The organism is Pseudomonas protegens CHA0 (genome assembly GCF_000397205.1).
GTDB classification, from domain to species: Bacteria; Pseudomonadota; Gammaproteobacteria; order Pseudomonadales; family Pseudomonadaceae; genus Aquipseudomonas; species Aquipseudomonas protegens.
The window spans coordinates 3,755,363-3,777,558 of the sequence record NC_021237.1; the positions used below are offsets into that span (position 1 = coordinate 3,755,363).

The window sequence follows — 22,196 nt, forward strand, 5'->3', positions numbered from 1 at the left end:
CGCCAATGCCCTAGGCGGCAGCGCCCTCACTGCGCCGATACAGGCCGACACCCAGCGCCAGCACCGCCAGCAGGCCGGCACAACTGCGGTTGATCCAGCCCATGACCCGGGCGGAAAAGCGCGCCATGGCCCGCCGGCCACCCACGGCATAGAGGCTCATCATCAGGCAGTCCACCAGGGCGCTGACCACGGCCAGGATCAGGTACTGCTCGGCCACCGGCTGCTCCGGGCGCACGAACTGCGGCACGAAGGCGGAGAAAAACAGCAGGCCCTTGGGGTTTGACAGCCCCACCAGCAACGCCCGGCGAAACGCCGACCAGCCGCTGGCCGAGGCCCCGCCCACCGTACAGGCCAGCGCACGGGTAGGCGCTCGCCACAAGCCCCAGGCCAGATACAGCAGATAGGCCGCGCCGCAGCTCTTGACCACCACGAACAGCTCTTGCGAGGCCTGCAGCAACGCCCCCAGGCCGCAGCCCACCGCGCCGATCAGCAGCAGGTCGGACAACGCCGCGCCGGCGATGCCCCAGCCAGCCACCCGCATGCCATGCACCGCGCCATTGTTCAAGGCCAGCAACATCGAGGGGCCGGGGGTAATCATCACCGCGCTGACGGTGACGATGTACAGCAGCAGGGTTGGTATATCCATGGGTTCGCTCCAAGGTCATCCGCCGCGATCCGAAATCGCCCGGAGCACCTCAGGGCGCCCACTACGCGGGGGGCAAAATATGACGGATCACTGCGGCACCGGGCAAGCACGACGGACCGCACACACCACTCAGGCGTCGGGAACGCTGACGAAGATGCTGTAGCGGGCCCCTTCCATGGCTTCGAAGGCGATCAGTTTCTGCACCAGCGGTTCGCTGAGCACCTTGCCGGCATTGAGCAGCAACATGCCGTTGTCGGCATTCAGGTTGCGCCGCAGGACCATCCCGGCCTGCAGCTCCCGGGTTCCCAGGACCCTGACCGTCGGATCATCGACGGTGACATCGCTCTGGTAGGCGGCACAGACCTGGACAAAGTCTTCCACCAGATTCGGGTCGTACAGGCGGCCCGCGTACTTGCGAATGAACAGCAGGGCTTCATCGCTGTTCATGTGCCGCTCCAGAATCAGCCCGCACTGCAATTCGATGAAATCCACCGCCAGCTTCAACAGCCGGGAGCCCCAGGGAATCGCCTCGCCCTTGAGGCGCAGGGGAAAGCCGCTGCCGTCCCAGCGCTCCTGGTGATGAAGGATCAGCCGCGCGGCATCCTGCATCGGTTCCAGTGCCATCAGCACCGATTCGCTCTGCTCGGGATAGGCGCGGTAGCGCGCCTGATCGGTATGGCGCAACAAGTCCGCCGGCGCCAGCAGCATGGCATCGCTCCAGCTCAACTTGCCGATGTTGTACAGGGCCGCCGCCATGGTCAGGTCGCGGCTGCTGGCCTCGTCCAGGCCGTGCCTTTTGCAGCAGGCACGCACCAGTTCGATGATCTTGCGGTTGGTTTGCTTGTCCGCGGGCAGCCGCAGGTTGGCCAGCAGCGAAAACACCTCGGTGGCGGTCACATAGCTGTGCTTGAGTTCTTCGTAGGCCAGGTCGAGCATGTCGGCAGTCTGCTGCAGCTCCGCGGTCCGCGAGGCCACATGCCGTTCCAGGCTGGCGTTGCTGGCCTTGAGTTGCTGGTTCTGCTCCAGGACCAACTGCTGCAAACGCTTGAGCTCACGCTCGGCGAGCTGGTGCTCCAGGGTCTGGCGCAGAATCAGCAGCAGCTCTTCGTCATTCCAGGGCTTGCTCAGGTACTGGTGGATCTGCCCGTCGTTGACGGCCTTGATGATGGTGTTCAGATCGGCATAACCGGTGAGCAGGATTCGCCGCACCGCCGGGTACTTCTCCCGCACCCGGGCCAACAGGGCCGCGCCGTCCATGCCGGGCATGCGCGCGTCGCTCATCACCAGGTCGACGGGGCCTTCGGCGAGGATCTCCAGCGCTCTGGCGCCGCTGTTGGCCAGCAGCACGTCATAGGGCTCGGGACGCAGCAGGCGCTTGAGACTGTTGAGAATCGACTCCTCGTCGTCCACCAGCAACACACGTGGACGCCTACCTGGCTCAACCGGCTGCGGATCTTCCATGGGGCTCTCCCTGTGCGGCATAGGCTGCCCCGCTCCGTGCTCACGGACGGCTCGGCAGCGGCGGTTTTTCCCAGACAATCCTAGATGAGTTTTTTATTTTCACGCCATTGCCCCCCGCGAAATAAATTCGTCAACCGCGGCACTGCGCAATGACTATGCTGACAACGTTGCAAGGCGGGCTCAGGGTACTAGGGAAGGTCTATGGACGCTGGCAGTGACGCACAGACAAAGGCACAAGACGCCTCGGACCAGCCCCCAGGGCGGGCCAACCGACGGATCCTGATTGTCGATGACAGCCCGGCAATCCATGAGGATTTCCACAAGATCCTGGCGCCGCGCCAGGCCCCGGACCTGAGCCTGGCCGAGCAACAGTTGTTCGGCCACGCCACGATGCCAGCGCAGCAAGCGCCCTTCTGCCTCGATTCGGCGTTCCAGGGCCAAGAGGCCCTGGCCCGGGTCGAAGCGTCCCTGGCCCTGGGCCTGCCCTATGCCATGGCGTTCATCGACATGCGCATGCCCCCCGGCTGGGATGGCCTGGAAACCATCGAGCGCTTGTGGAACGCCGACCCGGACCTGCAGATCGCCCTGTGCACCGCCTATTCCGACTATTCCTGGGAAGCCATGGCGCAACGCCTGGCATTCGGCGACCAGTTGCTGATCCTGAAAAAGCCCTTCGACAGCCTGGAAATCCGCCAGATGGCCAGCGCGCTGACCTGGAAGTGGCAGATGGCACAGGACGCCCGGCAGAAACTCGACGACCTGCAACAGACCATCGAAAGACGGGTGGCCGAACTGCTCAAGGTCTCCCACCTGCTGCACTACGACGTGCTCACCGGCCTGCCCTCCAGCACCTTGCTGGGGGACCGCCTGGGCCAGGCCATGGCACGGGCCCGCCGTTATGAGCAGCGGCTGGCGGTGATGTTCCTCGGCCTGGACCGGTTCAAGCGGATCAACCATGCCCTGGGATACCCGGCCGGGGACGAGTTGCTCAAGAGAATCGCCCGGCGCCTGGAACAAGGCATGCGCGAGTCGGACTCGCTGTTTCGCTACGGCTCCGACGAGTTCGTGGTGGTGCTCCATGACCAGCAGCATCCGGCGCAGATACGCGCGCTTGCGCAAAAGCTGCTGGCCACCGTGAGCCAGTTCGATGACATCGCCGGGCACGACCTGCAGGTGACGGCCAGCCTGGGCATCAGCCTGTACCCCGAGGATGGCCAGGATGCCCTGGCGCTGATCAAGAAAGCCGAGATGGCCATGCGCACCAGCAAGGAGCAGGCACCGGGCAGCTACTGTTTCTTCACCGATGACATGACGCACCGGGCCCGGGAGCAGCAATACCTGGAGTCGGGGATTCTCCAGGCCCTGGAACGCCGGGAGTTCCACCTGCATTACCAGCCGAAAATCCACCTGGCCTCGGGCAATGTGGTAGGCGCTGAAGCGCTGATTCGCTGGCAACGCCCGCAACAGGGCTGGATCAGCCCCGAGCTGTTCATTCCAGTGGCCGAAGACAGCGGCTTGATCACCCGCATCAGCCAATGGGTCCTGGGGGAAGCCACTCGCCAGTGCCGGGCCTGGCAGAACGCCGGCCTGCCCCCTGTGCCGTTGTCCATCAACCTGTCGGCGGCTGACTTCAGGCAGCCGCAACTGCTCCAGCAACTGCGCGACGCGCTCAGCGACAACGCCCTGGACCCGGCCTGGCTGGAACTGGAAATCACCGAAGGCGTACTGCTGCAGAACGTCGAGGTCACGCTGGCTACCCTGCTGGCGATCAAGGCCCTGGGCGTGCGCCTGGCCGTCGATGATTTCGGTACCGGCTATTCGAGCCTGAGCTACCTGCGCAAGTTTCCCGTGGATGTGCTCAAGATCGACCAATCCTTCATCCACGGCCTGAGCCACGAACACAAGGACGCCGTACTGGTCAGCGCCATCATCAACCTGGGGCGCAGCCTGAACCTGAAGGTCATCGCCGAAGGGGTGGAGACGCACCAGCAACTGACCTTTCTCCAGCAGCAAGGCTGCGAGGAAGCCCAGGGCTACTACTTCAGCAAGGCGCTGCCCGCCGAAGACTTCGCTCGCCTGCTGGGCAAGCACAGGCCGCAGTTCCAGGTGACGGACCATGACCACTGAACAACCGCGCCAGCCGCCGCGCCGCCGCGCACGGGTACTGCTCCTGCTGCTCTGGGCAGGGCTGGGCGCCAGCAGCCCGAGCGCTTTTGCCGCGCCCCTGGACGAACCGCTCAAGCCGTTGCCCGCACCGCCGGCACTCGACCCCCAGCGGGTCGAGCTCGGGCGCCAGCTGTTCAACGAACCGCGCCTGTCCCAGGACCACAGCCTGTCCTGTGCCAGCTGCCACCGGCTGGACCAGGGCGGGGCCGACTCCCAGGCAAAATCGCCGGGTTTCAAGGGGCAACCCACCCGGGTCAACACCCCCAGCGTGTTCAATGCCGCGCTGAATTTCCGGCAGTTCTGGGACGGGCGCGTCGAATCCCTGGAAGCGCAGATCGACAGCGTCGTGCAAAGCCCCAGCGAGATGGGCAACACCTGGCCGGCGCTGATCCGCACCTTGAGCGATGACAGCGCCTACCAGAAGTCCTTCGGTGCCCTGTACCCGGACGGCATCACCGCAGCCAACGTGCAAAATGCCCTGGCCACCTATGAAAAGACCTTGCTCAGCGCCAACTCGCGGTTCGACCAGTACCTGCAAGGCAATACCGACATCCTCAGCCTGGAAGAAAAATACGGTTACCAGCGCTTCAAGGATTACGGCTGCATCGCCTGCCACCAGGGGGTCAATATCGGCGGCAACATGTTTCAGAAGTTCGGCGTGATGGGCGACTACTTCGCTGCCCGCGGCAACCCCACCGACGCCGACCTGGGGCGCTTCCTGGTCACCGGCGACGAACAGGACCGCAACGTGTTCAAGGTGCCCAGCCTGCGCAATGTCGCAGTGACTGCGCCCTACTTCCACGACGGTTCGGCGCCGACCCTGGAGCAGGCAGTGGAAGTCATGTTCAAGTATCAGCTGGGGCGCCCGCCCAATACCCAGGACATCAGCCTGATCGTCAAGTTTCTCAAGACCCTGACCGGCGAATGGCAGGGCAAGCCCTTATGAAGCTGTCCCGACGCGTGCCGATCATGCTGCTGTCGCTACTGACCCTGAGCCTGGTGCTGGGGCTGGCCTTTCTCTACTTCAAGACGGTGATCGGCCAGCCCTCGAACTACGTACTGGCGCGGGACCTGATCAGCCATATCAAGCAGTTGAATGCCCAATGGGAAACCGAGGTGCTCAAGGCTCGGATCGCCATTACCCACGACTACGATCCACTGGTCATGCCGGTGCAAGAGATCAACCAGCTGTGGAACCGCTTCGATCAGCTTTCACAACAGAACCACAATGACCCGGCCGCCTGGACGGCCGGCCACCAGGCGTTCATCGAGGCCTTCCAGGAAAAGGCCGGCCTGGTGGAGCGTTTCAAGACCCACAACGCGGTGCTGCGCAACTCCCTGGCGTTCCTGCCCACTGCCGAAGACGATATCCAGCGCCGCCTGGCCGGCCTTGACGACCAGGCGCGGCTGTCAGAGCAGACCATTGCCATCGATACCTATGACCTGCTGCTCAGCAGCCTGGAGTTCGCCCAGGTTTCCAGCGACGACCGGGCCGCAGACATCCTGGTGGGGCTGAACAAACTGGCGGTCAACAAGGAGCGCCTGCCCGAACCCATGCATGAGCCGGTGGAGATCCTCAGCAACCACGTCTCGGTGATTCTGCGGGAGCAGCCGGTGGTCAACGACCTGCTGGAGCGCATCACCTCGATCCCCATCGCCCAGCGCCTGGACGACATCACCCATCTGCTCAACGCCGATCAGTCGCAGGCCGACCTGCAGGACCAGAAGGCCCACCAGTACCTGCTGCTCTTTGCCGCCTTGCTGGTGATACTGATTCTCTACCTGGCCGTCAGGCTGGTACGCAGCTACGCGGTCATCCGCCGGGTGAACACGGCCCTGCAGAGCGCCAACGAGCACCTGGAACACCGGGTCGAGGAACGCACCCGGGAGCTCAAGGAAGCCCAGAGCGAACTCATGGACAGCGCCCGCCAGGCGGGCATGGCGGAAATTGCGACCAACGTCCTGCACAACGTCGGCAACGTGCTCAACAGCGTGAATATCTGCAGCGAAATGCTCAGCCGCACCCTGCGCTCCAGCAAGGCACAAGGGCTGGGCAAGGCCATGCAGTTGATCAACCAGCACCAGGATGACCTGGGGCGTTTTTTCACCGAAGACGACAAAGGCAAGCTGCTCCCCGGCTACCTCAATCAATTGGTCGAAGCCATAGCCACCGAGCAGCAGGGCATGGGCGAAGAACTGGCTCAGTTGGCCCGTAGCGTCGACCACATCAAGGAAATCGTCGCCACCCAGCAATCCTATGCCGGAGCCTCTCGGCTGATAGAACCCCTGCGGGTCGCCGAGCTGATCGAAGACGCCCTGCGCATGAACTCCGGCGCCCTGGCCCGGCATCAGGTCACGGTGGTCAAGGACTATGGCCCGTTGCCTCCGGTGATGGGCGACAAGCACCGCATGCTGCTGATCCTGATCAACCTGATCAGCAACGCCAAGTACGCCATGTCCAACCTCGATGATCATTCACGGACCCTGACCCTGAGCGCCAGAGTGCTGGACGGCCAGACCCTGAGCATCAGCGTCAAGGATGAAGGCGAAGGCATCCCCGCGGAGAACCTGACGCGGATTTTTTCCCACGGCTTCACCACCCGCAAGGACGGCCACGGCTTCGGCTTGCATAGCTGCGCCCTGGCGGCCATGGAGATGGGTGGACAATTGAATGTGCACAGTGATGGCCCCGGCCTGGGCGCCACCTTCACTCTGGACATCCCGCTGATCAGCGCAGAGGACCCATGATGGACCAGTTGAACAATCGCCGGATCCTGCTGATCGACGATACCCCGTCGATCCACGAGGACTTTCGCAAGATCCTCACCCCGCCCGAGGCAGACGACAACGGCCTGGATGACCTGGAGGCACAGCTGTTCGGCGCCACGACCAAGCCCCGGCAACAGCCTTTTGAACTGGATTCGGCCTACGGCGGCGAGGAAGGCCTGGCCATGGTCTGCCAGGCCCAGGAGCGGCAGCGTCCCTATGCCCTGGCGTTTGTCGACATGCGCATGCCCCAGGGCTGGGACGGCGCGCAGACCATCGAACGCCTCTGGCAACAGGACCCGCGGCTACAGGTGGTGGTGTGCACCGCCTACTCCGACTATTCCTGGGAAGAGCTGCTGGAGCGCCTGCAGGGTCATCACCGCCTGCTGATCCTGAAGAAGCCCTTTGACAACATCGAAGTCCAGCAGATGGCCAACACCCTGACCAGCAAGTGGGAAATGACCGCCCGCGCGCTTTTGCAAATGCATCACCTGGAGCACCTGGTGCAGCAGCGCACCGAAGACCTGAGGCAGGCCGGGGCGGCGCTGCAACTGGAGATCGACGAACGCAAGCAGTTGGAAAACCAGCTGGTGCAATCGGAAAAACTGGCCTCCCTCGGGCAACTGGCCGCCGGGGTCGCCCACGAAATCAACAACCCCATCGGTTTCGTGTCCTCCAACCTCGGCAGCCTGGCAGGCTACCTGCAGCAGCTCGACCAGATGCTCAGCGCCTATCGCCAGGCCGAAGAAGCCATCGCCGCGCCGGAACTGCGCAAGCACCTGCAGAGCCTGCGCGAGAGCATCGACCTGGACTTCCTCCAGCAGGACATTCCGGTACTGATCAGGGAGTCCAAGGAAGGCATCGGCCGGGTGGCGCAGATCGTCAAGGACCTGAAGAACTTCTCCCGGGTCGACAGCGACCAGCAATGGCAGCTGGCGAGCCTGCAACAGGGCATCGACTCGACCCTGAACATTGTTGCCAACGAACTCAAGTACAAGGCCGACCTGGTCACCGACTACCAGCCGTTGCCGGAAATCGAATGCCTGCCCTCCCAACTCAATCAAGTGGTGATGAACCTGGTGGTCAACGCGGCGCAGGCCATAGGCCCCGAGCGCGGCACCATTACCCTGCGCAACGGCGTGGACGGCGAGCGGGTCTGGCTGGAGGTCAGCGACAGCGGCTGCGGCATCGACCAGGAGCACCTGGCCAAGATCTTCGACCCCTTCTTCACCACCAAGCCGGTGGGCCAGGGGACCGGCCTGGGCCTGTCGCTGTCCTACGGCATCGTCAAGAAGCACGGCGGGCAGATCAGCGTGCAGAGCCAGCCCGGCGTCGGCAGCACCTTTCGCGTGGAACTGCCGATCCGGCAGGCGCGTCAGGAGTTGCCCGCACAACCCTAGCCAAACCGCCCCCCTACCGCTAAGGCCTGGCACAGGAGCTGTCCATGAACCGCCCCGACGATTCGATCAAGCTCGGCAAGCAAGCCCGCAAGGACTGCCCCCGCAGCTCCCATTCCGATCCCGGGCAGATCAAGCGCGACCCCTTGCCGTTGATCGAGGCCTCCAGCCAGGGCCGGGTCCAGTCCCTGGTGGCACTGCGCTACGGGCGCATGCTGGTGTCGCCCTTCACCTTCTACCGTGGCAACGCCCTGCTCCAGGCCCACGACCTGGCCAGCACCCCGGACATGGGCCTGCGCTCGACCATCTGTGGCGACTGCCACCTGATGAACTTCGGCGGCTTTGCCACCCCCGAGCGCAACCTGCTGTTCAGCGTCAACGACTTCGACGAGGTCCATCCCGGCCCCTGGGAGTGGGACCTCAAGCGCCTGGTGGCGAGCTTCCTGATTGCCGCCCGGCACCTGCGCCACGGCCCGGGGGTCGAAGAGGCCCTGTGCCGCGAACTGGTGGGCGCCTATCAGCGCAGCATGGCCACCTGCGCCGGGCAAAGCGCACTGGAGATCTGGTACGACGCCCTGACCTACGAAGACCTGCTGCACCAGGCGCGCTCCAACAGCGACACCCTGGAGCATGTGCAACGGGCCATCGACAAGGCCGCCCGGCGCACCCATGCCGAGCTCCTGCCCAAGATCAGCGAACGCGACGCCCGGGGCCGCCTGCTGATTCGCGACGACCTGCCGGAAATCTTCCACCTGCACAACACCACCAGCCTGCTGGACCCCGACGATGACTGGATGCGCCTGGAAGACTGGCGGCCGCTGTACGACACCTTCATGCGCGACTACCGCGGCACCCTGCAGGCCGACCGCCGCGACCTGCTGGCACGGTTCCAGCCCAGCGACCTGGCCTTCAAGGTGGTGGGGGTTGGCAGCGTCGGCACCCGCTGCCTGGTGGCGCTGCTCACCGACGCCCAGCAGCGGCCACTGTTCCTGCAATTCAAGGAAGCCCGGCGCTCGGTGCTCGCCGACTATGTGCGCGAACGTTCAAAGCCAAGGCACAACGGCCAGCGGGTGGTGGAAGGCCAGCGCCTGATGCAGTCCGCCAGCGATCTGTTCCTGGGCTGGACCACCGGCCCCAACGGCCGTCATTTCTATGTGCGCCAACTGCGCGACATGAAGGTCTCGGCGGAACTTGAGACCTTCGACGAGGACACCTTCGCCGCCTATGCCAGGATCTGCGGCCGGGCCTTGGCCCGGGCCCACGCCAAGGCTTCGGGCCAGGCCGCGCGGATCAGCGGCTACATCGGCAAGAGCGAAACCCTGGCCGAAGCCCTGTGGCACTACGCCCAGGCCTATGCCACGCAGAACGAACGGGATTTCGAGCGTTTCCAGCAGGCCTGCCGCAAAGGCCGCCTGCAAGCGCGCTCGGAGGCCGACTTCGCCGCCGACCACCTGCCCTGAAACACAGGCTCAGGTGATCGGGCGCGAGGCCCGGGCGGCTTCGCCATAGAGCTTCAGCAGGGCCTCCTGGTCCAGCGGCGGGCTCAGGTGCGGGCCCTGCACCTCATCGCACTGAATGTCGCGCAAGACCCCGAACTGCTCTGCGGCCTGCACCCCCTCGGCGACCACCCGCAAGGACAATGCATGCCCCAGGTCGACAATCGCCTCGACAATGGAGCGCCCGGCATCGTTGTGGTTGAGCCGGGCGATGAAGCTGCTGTCGATCTTCAGGCCATCCAGGGGGAAGGTCTGCAGGTACTGCAGCGCCGAGTAGCCGGTGCCGAAATCGTCGATCAGCAACTGCACCCCCAGCGCCTTGAGCCCCTGCATGATGGTGAGCACGTGGCGGCTGTCGTCCAGCAGCACCTTGTCGGTCATTTCCAGCTCCAGGCGTGACGGCTCCAGGCCGCTCTGCTTGAGCACCGCCGCGATCCGCGCCACCAGCTGGCCGCGCAGGAATTCCGCCGGCGACAGCTTGACCGCCAGCAGTCGGCCTTCCGGCCAGGCTCGCGCCGCACGACAGGCTGCGTGCAGTACCCAGTTGCTCAGCGGCAGGATCAACCCGGTGTCCTCGGCAATCGGCACGAACACGTCCGGCCCCAGCAAGCCATGCTGGGGATGCTGCCAGCGCACCAGGGCCTCGGCGCCCATCAACTGGCCATCGAGCACGCGGTAGCGCGGCTGGAAATGCAGGAGCAGCTGGTCCTGCTCGATGGCATGGCGCAGGTCACGCTCCAGGCGCCGCCGTTCGATGATCCGCACATTCATGTAGGGCGCATAGAAACGCCAGGTGCTGCGCCCCGCCGCTTTCGCCTCGTACAGGGCGATGTCGGCAAAGCGCAGCAGTTCTTCGGCCTGGGAGGCGTCGCCCGGGGCCCGGGCAATGCCGATGCTGGCGCTGATGAAGACCTCGTGCCCGGCGATATAGAACGGTTCCTCGATCCGCTCGATCAGCCGCCGGCACAAGCCTTCGATCTCGTGGCCAGCCACCTGGCCGGTGACCACCAGGACAAACTCGTCGCCGCCGACCCGGGCCACCAGGTCCTCGCTGCGCAGGCATTGGGCCAGGCGCTGGGACACCTCGTGCAGCACCTGGTCGCCAGCGGCGTGCCCCAGCAGGTCGTTCACCGGTTTGAAACGGTCCAGGTCGACGCTGAGCATCAGCAGCGGTTCCTGCAGGGTCGGCGGGGCCTGCAGCCGGCCTTCGAGAAACTCCTGCATGCGGGTGCGGTTGGCAAGGCCGGTCAAGGCATCGTGCTGGGACAGGTACTCGACCCGCCTTCGAGCCGCGACCTCCTCGGTGATATCACTGGCGGTGCCGCGAAAGCCCCCGGCGGCCATGGCCCGCACCGACAGGCGACAGACTCGCGACTGCCCCTGGCCATCCCGGTACAGGCACTGCTGGATCGCCTGGGAACGCCGCTCCGGGGCCGCCAGCCACTGGCCCAGCGAACCCTGTTCGCAGCTCAGCAGCTCGGTCATCGGCCGCCCCAGGGTCGACTCCCGGGTCAACCCGGTGACCGCCTCGAAACGTTCGGACAGGTAGGTAAAGCACAGCTGCCCGTCGACTTCCCAGATCCAGTCGGACGCAGCTTCAGCCACATCGCGAAAGCGCTCCTCGCTCGCGGCCAGGGCCCAGCGGTTGGCGCGCAGCGCCTGGACCTGCCGGTCCATGACCTGCGCTGCAGCATCGGCGCGGCGCAACAGGAACGCCGCCATCAGGCCCACCAGCAGGCCGGCCAGCAGCAACAGCGGCATCACCAGCACCAGCAACTGGTGCCCGGGGCGCGCCGGCCGCCATTGCAGGGTTCCGGCGCCGTCGGGCAAGTCCAGGGTCGGCAAGCTCTGGTCCGTGGCGGCACGGGCCACCTGCAGATGCTCGATGTCCAGGCCTTGGCCCAGGGCCAGTAACCGCGCCGGGTCGAAACGGGCGACGAAGATCAGCACCGACTGCGGCCCGGCATCAGGGCGCACTTGCGGGTCGTTGCCCGGGCCTATGACAGCGGCGAGCACCAGCGCCGGGGTGCCGGCAATCGACTGGTAACGGTCCACCACCTTGCCGCCGGCCTCGCGCGCTGCGCTGACCAGGGGCGGCAACGCCTCGCCCAGCCAGTCGCGGGCATCCATCTCGCTGAGGTCGCCGGCCACCAGGGAGTACACGGTGTGGCCGGCCGGGTTGATCACGAACACCCCGTCAAAGCCCAGGTCGCGGTACAGCGTGGGGCCGAAATTCTGCCGGTTGAAGGCCCAGTCCAGGTCGACCTTAAGGTGCAGGTGCTGGTAGGCATCGCCCCAGAGGGCGTAGTCCTTGAGGGTGGTGCGGGCATTGCCGGCAAAGGATTGCAGGGCCTTGTCGATGTCCAGGCGGTTGTGCTGCTCGGCCTCGAGGTTCTGGTCGAGGGCGATGTATACCAGCAACACACCGGTGAAGAGAAACAGCGCCAGCAGCAGCCCCGAGCAACCCAGCAAGGTGGCGCGGGTCAGCGCCTGATTGGAGGTGCTGCGCCCTTGAGACGGATCAAGACCGAAGTTTTCCATAGTGCTCCAGGCGCCATAACGACAAACCGACCGGTGCGACCCTGCCTCACGCGGCCTTCGACGAAGCTCCCGCTTGCCTATTGACGATAGACAGTTTTTCCCCGCAGGGCCTGAAGAAAAGCCCCTGGCGGGGCCTGTGCGGGTATTCCCCCGGCGCCGATTGCCGGCGCCGGGGCATCCTGGAGCGGCGCGTCAGCCATTACCGCCGGGCACCACCGGCAGTTGCTCCACCCGGTGATAGAGGGCCAGGCCCAGGCGCTGGCCGATCTCGACCATGGCATCGCAGCCCGCCGACGGCCCGCCGATGCGCAGCACCGCATCGCAGCGTTCCAGCAGGCGCTCGGCATAGGCATGAAAGCGCTGGTTGTAGATCTCGTCGCCCACCGCCCGGGAACCCCCCAGCCGGGTCATGGGCAACGCCACCCATTCCCCCAGTACCGGAAAGTGCCCCGCCGCCAGGACCTGCGCCGCGCAGTGCTCCATGGCCTCGACATTGCGCGCCAGCAGCGCCGGGTCATCGTCGGTACCAGAGCGATAAGGGCCGGCCACCAGCACCATCAGGCTGCGGGGCTTGAGCACATGCAGTTGCAGGTATTGCAGGAGCATGATGGTCTTGCCATCGGCGATCTCCCCGCTCTTGATCATGCCCAGGGCTTGGTCGATATCCAGTTCCAGGACCTCGATGTCCTCGCCCTCGTGCTCCAGCCCGCCGCCTGCGTCGATCCGGTCTTCGGCCTGGTAATGGCCAATGAAGAAATGCACCCGCTCGGTCACCGAACCCGGGCTCATGAAGGCATCGAAGACCTTCTGCACCTCGCCGACCCGGTAGCCGGTTTCCTCCTGGGCTTCCTGGCGGATGCGCACCTCGGGGCTGGCGTTGTCCAGGAGCCCGGCAGCGGTCTCGATCAGGTAGCCGCTGTGGCCGTTGACGAAGGCCGGCATGCGGAACTGCCGGGTCAGCAGCACCGTGCGCCGTTGCAGGTTGTACAGCAGGATGGTTGCGCCATTGCCCCGGTCGTAGACCTCGCGGTCCTGGGCCTGCCAGCTGCCGTCGCGGCGGCGCAGCTCGAAGCTGTACTTCTTCAGCACGTACCAGTTGTCGGAGAGGGTCTGTTCGGCGGTGATGCGGATGGTTTCCTCGCTCATGGCTGCTCCTGGGCTTGAAGGGGTGCGGGGCGAAACCCGGCCAGTTGTTCCAGCAATTGCGCCTGGTAGGCCGGGGCCAGGGCGAACCCGCCCGCCGCCTGCCGCAGCTGGCCGCCTGCCAGGCGGTTACGGAACCAGTCGCGGATGAAGTCCGGGGCGTAGCCGCCGGTGCCGAAGCCCCTGGCGAAGGCGATCATGTCCTGATAGACCTGCAGGTACGCCTCTTTGTCGGGGACCGGGTAGCGATTCTGGTACAGCCAGAACTGCAGGTCATAGAGCAGTTGCGACAGTGGATCGGCATGCAGGGCGAAGTAGCGCTTCTCATGGACGATGCGCAAGGCGATCTGGCGGATCAGCGGCCCCAGGTCGGGGACTGCGCTGAAATGGCCGAGCAGTTCCTCCAGCAGGGGCGAGAACGGCGCGTGGGCGACCTTGTCCAGATCATCCAGGTAATCCTGTTCCGAGGTGTCGTAGACCTCGGGCGACACCAGCCCGCGGACAAAGGCCTCGAAATCCGCTGCCAGCACTGTCACCGCGTAGTCGGCCTCCTGGTCCACATGCACCACCCGCGGCTCGCCCTCGGGCCCGCACTCGCTGTAGTCCAGGGCAACCATGTCATGGCCGGCGGAGGGGCAATCGCAGATGTACACCCCCAGGTCCGGGTAGCCCCACTCCTCGATCATGAAACGGCTGCCCAGGCCACCGCCCAGGGAATAGTCGCCATCGCAGCCGATGCTCAGAAAGCTGTCGATCGCGCAGTGGTCCTCGGCCCAGGAGGTGCCCTGCTCGGTGGGGAAACAGCTGAGGTGCGGGCGCCCGCCGTTGTAGCGGTTCATGAAGGCCACGTAGGACAGCGGCAGGCGATAGCCCAGTTGCGCCTGCAACTGGGCTATGACGCCAGGGCTGGCGGGGGGCTGGTTGATCTTGCTGCTGGTGGCCCGGTCCCAGAACGCGTCCAGGTCGATATCGTGGGGAAATTCGCTCATCCGATGCATCCGTTGCGGTTGAAGGTCGGCCGGTGCCGAAAGCTGCACAGGCTACCGCAAACGGCCCTCAGAACCACCAGCGCAGGAGGAAAAAGAACCCCATGCTCAACAGCATGCTGAGCAGGGTGTTGCGGGTGTAGATCACCAGCGCAATGGCCACCAGGGAGCTGAGCAGGTAGGGGTTGCTCCAGTGCAGGTTCAGCTCGTGGTCGGGCATGAACACGATGGGGCCGCAGATCGCCGTGAGCATGCCCGGCACCGCAAAGCCGAGGAACTGCCGGGCATTGCTGCTCAGGCGCAACGGCAGGCGCGGTTCAAGAAACACGTAGCGATTGAGAAAGACCAACAGGCCCATGCCGAAGATGACTGCCCAGACCATCATGCTTGCCCCCAATAGAGTTTGTTGCAGACAAAACCTGCGGTCATGCCCGCCAGCCCCGACAGCACCAGCGCCGATCCCCAGTGCCAGTAGCTGAACAGCACTGAGCAGAACAGCGATACGGCAACGCAGACCACCGTCGGCACATTGCGCACCAGTGGCGTGATCAGGGCGATGAAGGTGGCGGCGATGGAGAAGTCCAGGCCCAGGTGCTCAAGGCCGGGAATGCTTTTGCCCAGCACGATGCCCAGCAGGGTGAAGAGGTTCCAGGCCACATAGAAAGTCAGCCCGACGCCCAGGGCGTACCAGCGGTCGAACTGCTGCTTGTCGTGGGCGCTGGTCAAGGCGAACAGCTCGTCGGTGAGCAGAAAGCCCAGGCCCACCCGCCAGCGGCCGGGCAAGGGTGAAATCACCGAGCGCATGCTCATGCCGTAGAGCAAATGCTGGGAGGTCAGGAGCAAGGTGGTGAGCAGGATCGAGAAGATCCCCGCCCCGCCCTTGAGCATGCCGATGGCCACCAATTGCGCGGCACCGGCGAAAACGATGCTCGACAGGCCCTGGCCCTGCAGCGGCGTGAGATTGGCCTCGATGGCCATGGAACCGGCCAGCAGCCCCCAGGGCGCGGTGGCCAGGGACAGCGGCATGATGGCGATGGCGCCACGGATGAACGCGGCACGGGGTAGGAGAACGCTGGACATAAAACCCTGCACACAAGTAACGGACGCTGACTGTGCCATCTGCCGGCGCCCCTGGCTTGAACGATCTTGCGCAATTGCCCCGCCCTCGTAGGAGCTGGCTTGCCAGCGAAGGCGTCTCCAAGACCAGCACAAGACCTGCGGGCCTCTTCGCCAGCAAGCTGGCTCCTACGGGAAATAGGGGGATGCAAACGACAGCGCCCCTCACGAGGGAGGGGCGCTGGCTGATGCTACGAGCGGATTACAGCTGGATCAGGTTGCTGATCTTCACGTCCGGATCGACGTCGGCTTCGTAGTCGACACCTTCGATCTCGAAACCGAACAGGCGCAGGAACTCTTGCTTGTAACCGACGAAATCGGTCATCTCGTAGAGGTTCTCGCTGGTCACCTGGTCCCACAGCTGCTTGACCCGGTCCTGGACCGCCGGTTGCAGTTCCTTGTAGTCGGCACGCAGGCGGCCTTCCTGGTCGATCACCGGCTCGCTGTTGTACAGGCTGTCCTTGTACAGGCCGTAGACCTGTTCGATGCAACCTTCGTGGCTGCCCTGCTCCTTCATCACCTTGAACAGCAGCGACAGGTACAGCGGCATGATCGGGATCGCCGAGCTGGCCTGGGTCACTACGGCCTTGAGCACCGACACCCGGGCGTCGCCGCCCAGGCCGGCCAGTTGCTGGCGCATGCCGATGACTTTCTGGTCCAGGTCCTTCTTGGCTTCGCCAATGGAACCGTTCCAGTAGATGTCGTGGGTCAGCTTCTCGCCCAGGTAGGTGAAGGCGGTGGTCTTGGCGCCTTCGGCCAGGACACCGGCTTCGTGCAGCGCGTCGATCCACATCTGCCAGTCTTCGCCGCCCATCACCGCCACGGTGCCGTCGATCTCTTCCTGGGTCGCCGGCTGCAGGGTGGTTTCCTTGACGATTTCCTTGTCGGTGTCGACACCGCGCAGGGTCACGGACTTGCCCAGTGGCTTGAGGGTCGAGCTCAGCACTTCACCGGTCTTGGGGTGGGTGCGGCGCGGTGCGGCCAGGCTGTAGACCACCAGGTCGATCTTGCCCAGGTCGCGCTTGATGGTCTCGATGGTCTCGGCCTTGACCGCATCGGAGAAGGCATCGCCGTTGATGCTCTTGGCGTACAGGCCCTTTTCTTCGGCGAACTTGTGGAACGCCGCGGTGTTGTACCAGCCGGCGGTGCCCAGCTTGCCGTCAACGCTGCCGCGCTCGAAGAACACCCCGAGGGTGTTGGCGCCACAGCCGAACGCTGCGGTGATCCGCGCTGCCAGGCCGTAGCCGGTGGAAGCGCCGAGTACCAGTACGTTCTTCGGCCCTGCGTCGATGGCGCCCTGCTGGGTGACGTAATCGATCTGTTGCTTGACGTTGGCTTCACAGCCGACCGGGTGGGTCGTCACACAGATAAAGCCGCGAACGCGGGGTTTGATGACCATACATACTCTCCCAATTTCAAAGTGCCAGGCGCCGATGACGGCGGCGGCAGTGTCACTTGCACTAGTCGTAGACGCTCATATTCGCTTCGCGTCACCAACCTGAGGAATTTGCCCGTCAGGCCCCGGTTCCAGGGGGCACGGCGGTGGTGTTGCGCGCCCGCCAAGCGCGATTGCGCACAGCCCGGGGCGAGACTCTAGCAGGTGCGCCGACGCTGTTGCCTGTCCGTCCGGCGAAATCTCTTGCGCGCCCTGCCCCTGGCCGCTCGCCGCGCCGGCTCAGGGCATCATGTCCAGCGGCAGCTGCTTGTCCTTGCTGCGCGCTTCATACCAGCTCTGCACCACATCCGGCAGGCTGTGCTTCCACTCAGGCTCGGTGGTGTAGTAACGCACCCGCACTTCATCCTTGGGCCCTGCCACCACCAACAGCGCGACCCACAACTGGCCCTGGGTACCGCGCACGAAAATCGCCGCATTGGTGGTGGCCAGGCCCGGCAGCCACATATCGGTGACCTCGGCGCCCTTGAGTTCGGCCGAGGTATCCGCGGAGAACGACGAGCCACTGTCGAGCAGGGTCTGATAGTCCTTCTTCAGCAGTTTCCGGGCGCGCCGGTCTTCTTCCTCGGTGCGCACCAGCGCCGTGGACAGCAGGTCGTAATGGCTCTCCAGGGCTTGCTTGGAAGCCACATAGAGCCCGTCGTAATACACCCCTGAACCGGCGCCGCAGGCAAAGGAGTCGCCCTCCTGGCTCACCTGCAACAGGCCGTTGCGCTGCGTGAAGCGCAGGTTGCAGCCCTCGACGCTGTAGCTGGCCTCACCGCCCTTGATCTGCGCCTTGCCCGCGAGCGAACCGGAGTTGGCGCCGCCCATGGCCGACAGATCGAAGCTCAGGCGATTCTCGCCAGTGCGCCGGATCACCAGATCACCGGTGTAGAACGGGCTGACCGAGACCCGCTGCCAGGTTCCCTGCCACTCGAACGGCACATTCACATAACGCAACGCGACCAGGCGGCTCAGGTATTTGCTGCGCAGGCAACCCAGGTCGGCTGCGCACTGATCCCGCTCCTTGAGCCATTCACGCTGGTCCAGGCGCAGCGCCTTGGGGTCCTTGGCCTTGGCCAGGGTCGCCTTCCAGGCCTTGCCCAGCTGGCTGTCCAGCGAGGCGGTATAGGGGTCGGCACACAGGGCCTTTTCACTGCTGCTGGCGGCCTTGGCGCAGTCGAAACTGCTGGCCTGCACGCCCTGGGAACAGGCCAGGACCGCGAACAGCAAGCCAGTGGCTCGCAAGGGACGAACAAGGGGAGCGAACATGGGTCGATTCCATTCTGAAAAGGCGGCGCAAGAATAACTGCAGTGGAGTGTTTTCAGCGACATCCCGACGAAAAAAGCCCCCGGGCAACCCCCTCTGAAGCCTGGCACGGAGCCGGCAGCTTTTATCGCGACAGGCGGCAACCAGTCGTACTAAGCTCTGCGTTTTCAAACTCCAAGGGCACTGCATGAAATGGATGCTGCAGGCACTGTTGCCGCTATTGAGCCTTGCGGCCCACGCTGGCGAGTTGCGCATGCTGACCGACAACCACCCGCCGCTGCACTTCCAGCAGGGCGAGCGGATGGTGGGGTTTGGTGTCGATGTGGTACAGGCCCTGGCGCAGCGCAGCGGCGACACGGTGAACGTGCAACTGCGGCCGATGCTGCGGGCCCTGCGCGATGCCGGAAGCGATGACGACACGGCGGTGTTCACCATACTGCGCACCGCCGAGCGCGAGTCGCGCTACCAGTGGGTAGGCCCGTTGATGCGCACCGAAACCGCCCTCTATACCCGCAATGGCGACAGCACGCCGGTCACCGACCTGCACCAGACCCGGGGCCAGATTGCCGTGCCGCGCAAATGGCTGGTCTACAGCTACCTCAAGCAGCAGGGGCTGGACAACCTGTGGGGTGTCGACAGCCCGGAAATCATGATGCGCCTGCTGCAGGTCGGCCGCGTGCAATACGTGGTGGCCGACACCATGAGCGTGGGCACCTTCGCCGCCGAAGAGGGCTTGGCCCTCGACCAGTTGCGCTACCAGATGCCACTGATGCACCAGGACGCCTACATCGCCTTTTCGCCCAAGGTCGATGCGGCCCAGGTGGCCCGCTGGCAGCAGGCCCTGGACGGCATGAAGCGCGATGGCAGCCTGCAGCAGCTCAAGCAACGCTGGCATATCGACCAGGCCCGATACCGCTCGACAAAGGATTGAATCGCCAAGGATGCCAAGACCCTGGAGGCCAGCTGGATCACCGAAAAACAGCACGACCTGGACAGCCTGCAGACCACCCCGGGTTCCAACGCCACCAGGCGCCTGCGCAACCTGGCGCTACCCGCCGAGCAACAGGCCGAAGTTCTTGCGCTGCTCGACTGCGACCTCAGTGACCAGTTCTACACCTTGCTGCTGGGCCTGGACGGCGCGGCCAGAGTTGGCGGCCTGCAGCATGATTTCGTCCTGTACAACGAAGCCGGCCAGGCCCTCACCGGCAGCGGCGAACTGAAGGCCGAAGCCTACGCCCAGCTGCATGAACCGCCGGCCTGAGCCGCCTCAGGCTTTACCTCGCCGACCTCAAGGCCCCCTGCCGAGCCTTACCCCTACCCGCTCCATCTTGCCCATCTCATTGACGGCTATCATGAAGCAGGCTTTTGCCTGATCCCTCGATAGGGCAAGCGGGCAAATCCAAGCCTCACCTCATCCGGGGAAACAACATGAGCCAATACGTTGCGACCAAACAGGAAGTCAAAGACCGCGGTGCGCCACCGGACAGCTTTTTGGACCAATTGGTTGTATGGGGCAAAAATGCCGACCCAGCCATTTTTGCGCCCAACGAGCGAAACGATATCTACTCGAAGAGTTACGCGGCGCTAGGCCCCTGGACAAGCCCCTTGCATCGCAAGGCGGTAATGCTGGAAGTCTTGAGGGTACTGGCTGGGTTTGAGAGTTCCTGGAACTGGAATGAAGGGATCGACACGACCAATGAAGAGTCCGCTACGCCTTGTACAGAAGAAGCAGGAATACTTCAGTGTTCAGGAAACTCGATGCACTTCGATCCGAGTCTAAGAGACCTTCTGCTGTCAGTCGCAGGTGACGATAGTTGCCGAACCTTCATCACCACCAGCAAGACAAACCACAGCTTTGCCATTGAATATTGCGCACGGCTATTGAGATTCACCACTGAACACCATGGCCCCGTCCGCGATAACAAGATCAATCGGTTTTTAAGCCGAGAGGCTGTTGCAGAGTTTCTGACCTTGCTCTAACGCCCAGCTCGCTCACAGAGACTGAGGCTTGCCAGGCAGACTTCAGTCTCTGAACTTCAACGTCACGAACCAGTAGTAATGCCGATCGCTCAGGTAGCCATCCGGCGATAACTCCAGTGTCTTGAGCGTTACGCTGTCTTCCACATTTGCTCCGATTACATCAACCTCGCCAGGTCTGACCGCCACCACTATGTCGGCATGACTGTTATATCTATCATTCAGATCGAAACGGCTTCTGGCCGTTTTCCATTTTTGCTCGACGGAAGACAGATCCCCTTCATCAAAACGCGCGTAGGCGATCAAATCCCCCGCTTTCGGCTGTCCCCCCGGGGCATCCACCGGCACGCCCCAGAACAGGTCCGGCTGTTGTTGTTTCCCGGCCCGAATGAAACGCCTCAGGTAAGTGTGGTGAGCCACGATAAAAGGCCATTGCTGGTGGTTGAATCCGGCCTTGCGCATGAGCGCGGTGATGCCCACTGCGGACCAGGCCCACTTATCCTCGGCAATGTTCCTGCGAGAGGGAGCCTCCTTTCCCATTTCGGCGCAGTACTGCTCAATCACATAATCTGCCCACAGGTCTTCATCATCGACATGGGCAATTTGTCGTTCACCGGTAATACGATTGAAACGTGAATATCCCCAAGTTGCCCATTCTTCATAGGCGGCATTGACGATGTCCTGGCGAGTGACAGACATGGCAACTTCCTTGCTGATCGAGATTGGAAAGACTGCGTAGGTTCAATTCTGCTTCCCGCTCAAGTCTAGACATCTTTCATTGGTTGATTGGCGGGCAAAGCCATTTTTACAGTTGATCAGCAGCCGTTTGCCATCTTGTACTAACGCAGACCTGAACTACGCTCACGCCTCAACCCTAATGGCAAAACGCGACTTAGAGAGAGCGTATGAAATATCTATGTCTGCCGATCATTTTGCTTAGCGGCTGCGCCTACGGTCCTATGCAGGCTCAATGGCCAACCCCGCCCAATAAGCTAGCCCTTCCCTTTACACCAGTACCGACCAAGCTTGCCGAAATATCCAGCGTGAACTCGGAACTGACCAAGCTCATCGATAGTGCGGTAAAAGAAGGAACAAATGCTGACAAGCGTGACTGGAGTAGCGGCGACATGACCAGTGCCGGAGCCCTGCTGGCTGGAGCAGGCGGCCTGGCGGGCAAAACGGCCATGACCAATTATGGCGCGGGCCTAGCCGTACTCGGGCTGGGCTCATCGACCCGCTATCAATTCTCCCGACAGGAAGCCGCCTATGCCGAGGCCGTGAAGTCTTTTGCCTGCATCAAAAACGTCCTCAACAGCTTGTCGGATAAACAGCAGAACTGGGCCATCGTCGAAGCGCCAGCCAAGCAGAAGGCCAGTGCAGCAACTGCAGCCACCGACGCCATTCACTACATAGAACTCAGCCGGCAGCACCTCATTGCAACGTTGGGCAGCATTGCCTCAGTGCCTTTGACCCAGGAACAGATACTCGGGTGGGCCAGCCGCAAAGCGACCGCAATGGACGATCAACAGAAACTCTCATTCGCCCCGACCCCCAATGGCAAAGCCTTTATGAGCAGCCAGGCAACCGAAGACATTTCCTCAACAGAGCAAGTGCAGGCGGTACAGGTGCTGACTAGTTTCAAGGTTGATCTTGAAGGGTGCTACAACCAACTGATCCACTCTGGCGCCTAAGGCGCCTGACAGGCTCGACGGTCACCAGCAGATGACTCGAACAGAGGCTATCACTGAAGCGATGAGCTTGAGTTTTGATTATCATGTGCGCCGCCGGCCTTTAAC

General features: G+C 63.7%; 19 protein-coding genes. 8 read left to right on the top strand and 11 right to left on the bottom strand.

What is annotated here, in order from left to right; genetic code table 11:
* Positions 1–10: 10 nt before the first annotated feature.
* Positions 11–646: a LysE family translocator gene (locus tag PFLCHA0_RS16720; RefSeq protein ID WP_011061605.1), complete on the bottom strand. Its 636-nt coding sequence runs from the start codon at positions 644–646 to the stop codon at positions 11–13.
* Positions 647–775: 129 nt separating this feature from the next.
* On the bottom strand, positions 776–2,107 hold the full coding sequence (locus PFLCHA0_RS16725) for a response regulator c-di-GMP phosphodiesterase, NosR family (RefSeq protein WP_015635838.1): 1,332 nt from the start codon (positions 2,105–2,107) through the stop codon (positions 776–778).
* Between the two features lie 201 nt (positions 2,108–2,308).
* Between PFLCHA0_RS16725 and PFLCHA0_RS16730 the strand changes: the two genes are divergently transcribed.
* The 5 genes from PFLCHA0_RS16730 to PFLCHA0_RS16750 are packed head-to-tail and all read left to right on the top strand — an operon-like array spanning position 2,309 to position 9,896.
* A complete protein-coding gene (locus PFLCHA0_RS16730) occupies positions 2,309–4,234 on the top strand; it encodes a GGDEF/EAL domain-containing response regulator (RefSeq protein ID WP_015635839.1) in 1,926 nt (641 codons plus the stop codon).
* Entirely contained in the window at positions 4,224–5,219 is a 996-nt protein-coding gene (locus tag PFLCHA0_RS16735; protein WP_015635840.1) for a cytochrome-c peroxidase, read from the top strand. The genes PFLCHA0_RS16730 and PFLCHA0_RS16735 overlap by 11 nt, the downstream gene beginning before the upstream one ends.
* Positions 5,216–7,021 (top strand): DAHL domain-containing protein, encoded by a 1,806-nt coding sequence (locus PFLCHA0_RS16740; RefSeq protein ID WP_015635841.1) that lies wholly within the window; start codon positions 5,216–5,218, stop codon positions 7,019–7,021. The genes PFLCHA0_RS16735 and PFLCHA0_RS16740 overlap by 4 nt, the downstream gene beginning before the upstream one ends.
* Positions 7,021–8,439 carry an ATP-binding protein gene (locus PFLCHA0_RS16745; RefSeq protein WP_015635842.1) on the top strand — a complete coding sequence of 473 codons (1,419 nt, stop codon included), beginning with the start codon at positions 7,021–7,023 and terminating at the stop codon, positions 8,437–8,439. The genes PFLCHA0_RS16740 and PFLCHA0_RS16745 overlap by 1 nt, the downstream gene beginning before the upstream one ends.
* 44 nt (positions 8,440–8,483) lie before the next feature.
* Entirely contained in the window at positions 8,484–9,896 is a 1,413-nt protein-coding gene (locus PFLCHA0_RS16750) for a DUF2252 domain-containing protein (RefSeq protein WP_011061611.1), read from the top strand.
* A 9-nt stretch (positions 9,897–9,905) separates the two neighbouring features.
* On the opposite strand, the gene PFLCHA0_RS16755 is transcribed toward PFLCHA0_RS16750, so the two are convergent.
* The 7 genes from PFLCHA0_RS16755 to PFLCHA0_RS16785 form a co-directional block, all read right to left on the bottom strand.
* Positions 9,906–12,473 (bottom strand): bifunctional diguanylate cyclase/phosphodiesterase, encoded by a 2,568-nt coding sequence (locus PFLCHA0_RS16755; protein ID WP_015635843.1) that lies wholly within the window; start codon positions 12,471–12,473, stop codon positions 9,906–9,908.
* 192 nt (positions 12,474–12,665) lie between these two features.
* Entirely contained in the window at positions 12,666–13,619 is a 954-nt protein-coding gene (gene nudK, locus PFLCHA0_RS16760; RefSeq protein ID WP_015635844.1) for a GDP-mannose pyrophosphatase NudK, read from the bottom strand.
* The gene (locus PFLCHA0_RS16765; protein WP_041752291.1) at positions 13,616–14,605 is read right to left on the bottom strand and encodes an SMI1/KNR4 family protein; all 990 of its coding nucleotides are present in this window, start codon (positions 14,603–14,605) and stop codon (positions 13,616–13,618) included. Before PFLCHA0_RS16765 ends, nudK begins: the two co-directional genes overlap by 4 nt.
* A gap of 67 nt (positions 14,606–14,672) precedes the next feature.
* Complete coding sequence (locus PFLCHA0_RS16770) at positions 14,673–14,984, bottom strand: AzlD domain-containing protein (RefSeq protein ID WP_011061615.1); 312 nt, start codon at positions 14,982–14,984, stop codon at positions 14,673–14,675.
* Positions 14,984–15,682: an AzlC family ABC transporter permease gene (locus PFLCHA0_RS16775; RefSeq protein ID WP_041752292.1), complete on the bottom strand. Its 699-nt coding sequence runs from the start codon at positions 15,680–15,682 to the stop codon at positions 14,984–14,986. The genes PFLCHA0_RS16770 and PFLCHA0_RS16775 overlap by 1 nt, the downstream gene beginning before the upstream one ends.
* Before the next feature lie 238 nt (positions 15,683–15,920).
* Entirely contained in the window at positions 15,921–17,117 is a 1,197-nt protein-coding gene (fabV, locus tag PFLCHA0_RS16780; RefSeq protein ID WP_011061617.1) for an enoyl-ACP reductase FabV, read from the bottom strand.
* Between the two features lie 276 nt (positions 17,118–17,393).
* Positions 17,394–18,425, bottom strand: coding sequence for a lysozyme inhibitor LprI family protein (locus PFLCHA0_RS16785; RefSeq protein ID WP_041752293.1), 1,032 nt, complete (start codon positions 18,423–18,425; stop codon positions 17,394–17,396).
* Positions 18,426–18,610: 185 nt separating this feature from the next.
* Here PFLCHA0_RS16785 and PFLCHA0_RS16790 point away from each other — a divergent pair, with 185 nt between their 5' ends.
* Complete coding sequence (locus PFLCHA0_RS16790) at positions 18,611–19,354, top strand: substrate-binding periplasmic protein (RefSeq protein WP_015635849.1); 744 nt, start codon at positions 18,611–18,613, stop codon at positions 19,352–19,354.
* A 117-nt stretch (positions 19,355–19,471) separates the two neighbouring features.
* On the opposite strand, the gene PFLCHA0_RS16795 is transcribed toward PFLCHA0_RS16790, so the two are convergent.
* Complete coding sequence (locus tag PFLCHA0_RS16795; RefSeq protein WP_041752294.1) at positions 19,472–19,669, bottom strand: hypothetical protein; 198 nt, start codon at positions 19,667–19,669, stop codon at positions 19,472–19,474.
* A gap of 182 nt (positions 19,670–19,851) precedes the next feature.
* Between PFLCHA0_RS16795 and PFLCHA0_RS16800 the strand changes: the two genes are divergently transcribed.
* Entirely contained in the window at positions 19,852–20,403 is a 552-nt protein-coding gene (locus tag PFLCHA0_RS16800; RefSeq protein WP_041752758.1) for a hypothetical protein, read from the top strand.
* 42 nt (positions 20,404–20,445) lie between these two features.
* On the opposite strand, the gene PFLCHA0_RS16805 is transcribed toward PFLCHA0_RS16800, so the two are convergent.
* Positions 20,446–21,099 (bottom strand): DUF2272 domain-containing protein, encoded by a 654-nt coding sequence (locus tag PFLCHA0_RS16805; protein WP_015635851.1) that lies wholly within the window; start codon positions 21,097–21,099, stop codon positions 20,446–20,448.
* A gap of 206 nt (positions 21,100–21,305) precedes the next feature.
* Between PFLCHA0_RS16805 and PFLCHA0_RS16810 the strand changes: the two genes are divergently transcribed.
* Positions 21,306–22,091, top strand: coding sequence for a hypothetical protein (locus tag PFLCHA0_RS16810; protein ID WP_015635852.1), 786 nt, complete (start codon positions 21,306–21,308; stop codon positions 22,089–22,091).
* The last annotated feature ends 105 nt before the right edge of the window (positions 22,092–22,196 follow it).

Excerpts from the sequence above, each read along its gene's own strand:
- PFLCHA0_RS16720 (WP_011061605.1), bottom strand. The coding sequence starts at position 646 with ATGGATATACCAACCCTGCTGCTGTACATCGTCACCGTCAGCGCGGTG.
- PFLCHA0_RS16725 (WP_015635838.1), bottom strand. The coding sequence starts at position 2,107 with ATGGAAGATCCGCAGCCGGTTGAGCCAGGTAGGCGTCCACGTGTGTTG.
- PFLCHA0_RS16730 (WP_015635839.1), top strand. The coding sequence starts at position 2,309 with ATGGACGCTGGCAGTGACGCACAGACAAAGGCACAAGACGCCTCGGAC.
- PFLCHA0_RS16735 (WP_015635840.1), top strand. The coding sequence starts at position 4,224 with ATGACCACTGAACAACCGCGCCAGCCGCCGCGCCGCCGCGCACGGGTA.
- PFLCHA0_RS16740 (WP_015635841.1), top strand. The coding sequence starts at position 5,216 with ATGAAGCTGTCCCGACGCGTGCCGATCATGCTGCTGTCGCTACTGACC.
- PFLCHA0_RS16745 (WP_015635842.1), top strand. The coding sequence starts at position 7,021 with ATGGACCAGTTGAACAATCGCCGGATCCTGCTGATCGACGATACCCCG.
- PFLCHA0_RS16750 (WP_011061611.1), top strand. The coding sequence starts at position 8,484 with ATGAACCGCCCCGACGATTCGATCAAGCTCGGCAAGCAAGCCCGCAAG.
- PFLCHA0_RS16755 (WP_015635843.1), bottom strand. The coding sequence starts at position 12,473 with ATGGAAAACTTCGGTCTTGATCCGTCTCAAGGGCGCAGCACCTCCAAT.
- nudK (WP_015635844.1), bottom strand. The coding sequence starts at position 13,619 with ATGAGCGAGGAAACCATCCGCATCACCGCCGAACAGACCCTCTCCGAC.
- PFLCHA0_RS16765 (WP_041752291.1), bottom strand. The coding sequence starts at position 14,605 with ATGAGCGAATTTCCCCACGATATCGACCTGGACGCGTTCTGGGACCGG.
- PFLCHA0_RS16770 (WP_011061615.1), bottom strand. The coding sequence starts at position 14,984 with ATGGTCTGGGCAGTCATCTTCGGCATGGGCCTGTTGGTCTTTCTCAAT.
- PFLCHA0_RS16775 (WP_041752292.1), bottom strand. The coding sequence starts at position 15,682 with ATGTCCAGCGTTCTCCTACCCCGTGCCGCGTTCATCCGTGGCGCCATC.
- fabV (WP_011061617.1), bottom strand. The coding sequence starts at position 17,117 with ATGGTCATCAAACCCCGCGTTCGCGGCTTTATCTGTGTGACGACCCAC.
- PFLCHA0_RS16785 (WP_041752293.1), bottom strand. The coding sequence starts at position 18,425 with ATGTTCGCTCCCCTTGTTCGTCCCTTGCGAGCCACTGGCTTGCTGTTC.
- PFLCHA0_RS16790 (WP_015635849.1), top strand. The coding sequence starts at position 18,611 with ATGAAATGGATGCTGCAGGCACTGTTGCCGCTATTGAGCCTTGCGGCC.
- PFLCHA0_RS16795 (WP_041752294.1), bottom strand. The coding sequence starts at position 19,669 with ATGCAGCTGGGCGTAGGCTTCGGCCTTCAGTTCGCCGCTGCCGGTGAG.
- PFLCHA0_RS16800 (WP_041752758.1), top strand. The coding sequence starts at position 19,852 with ATGAGCCAATACGTTGCGACCAAACAGGAAGTCAAAGACCGCGGTGCG.
- PFLCHA0_RS16805 (WP_015635851.1), bottom strand. The coding sequence starts at position 21,099 with ATGTCTGTCACTCGCCAGGACATCGTCAATGCCGCCTATGAAGAATGG.
- PFLCHA0_RS16810 (WP_015635852.1), top strand. The coding sequence starts at position 21,306 with ATGAAATATCTATGTCTGCCGATCATTTTGCTTAGCGGCTGCGCCTAC.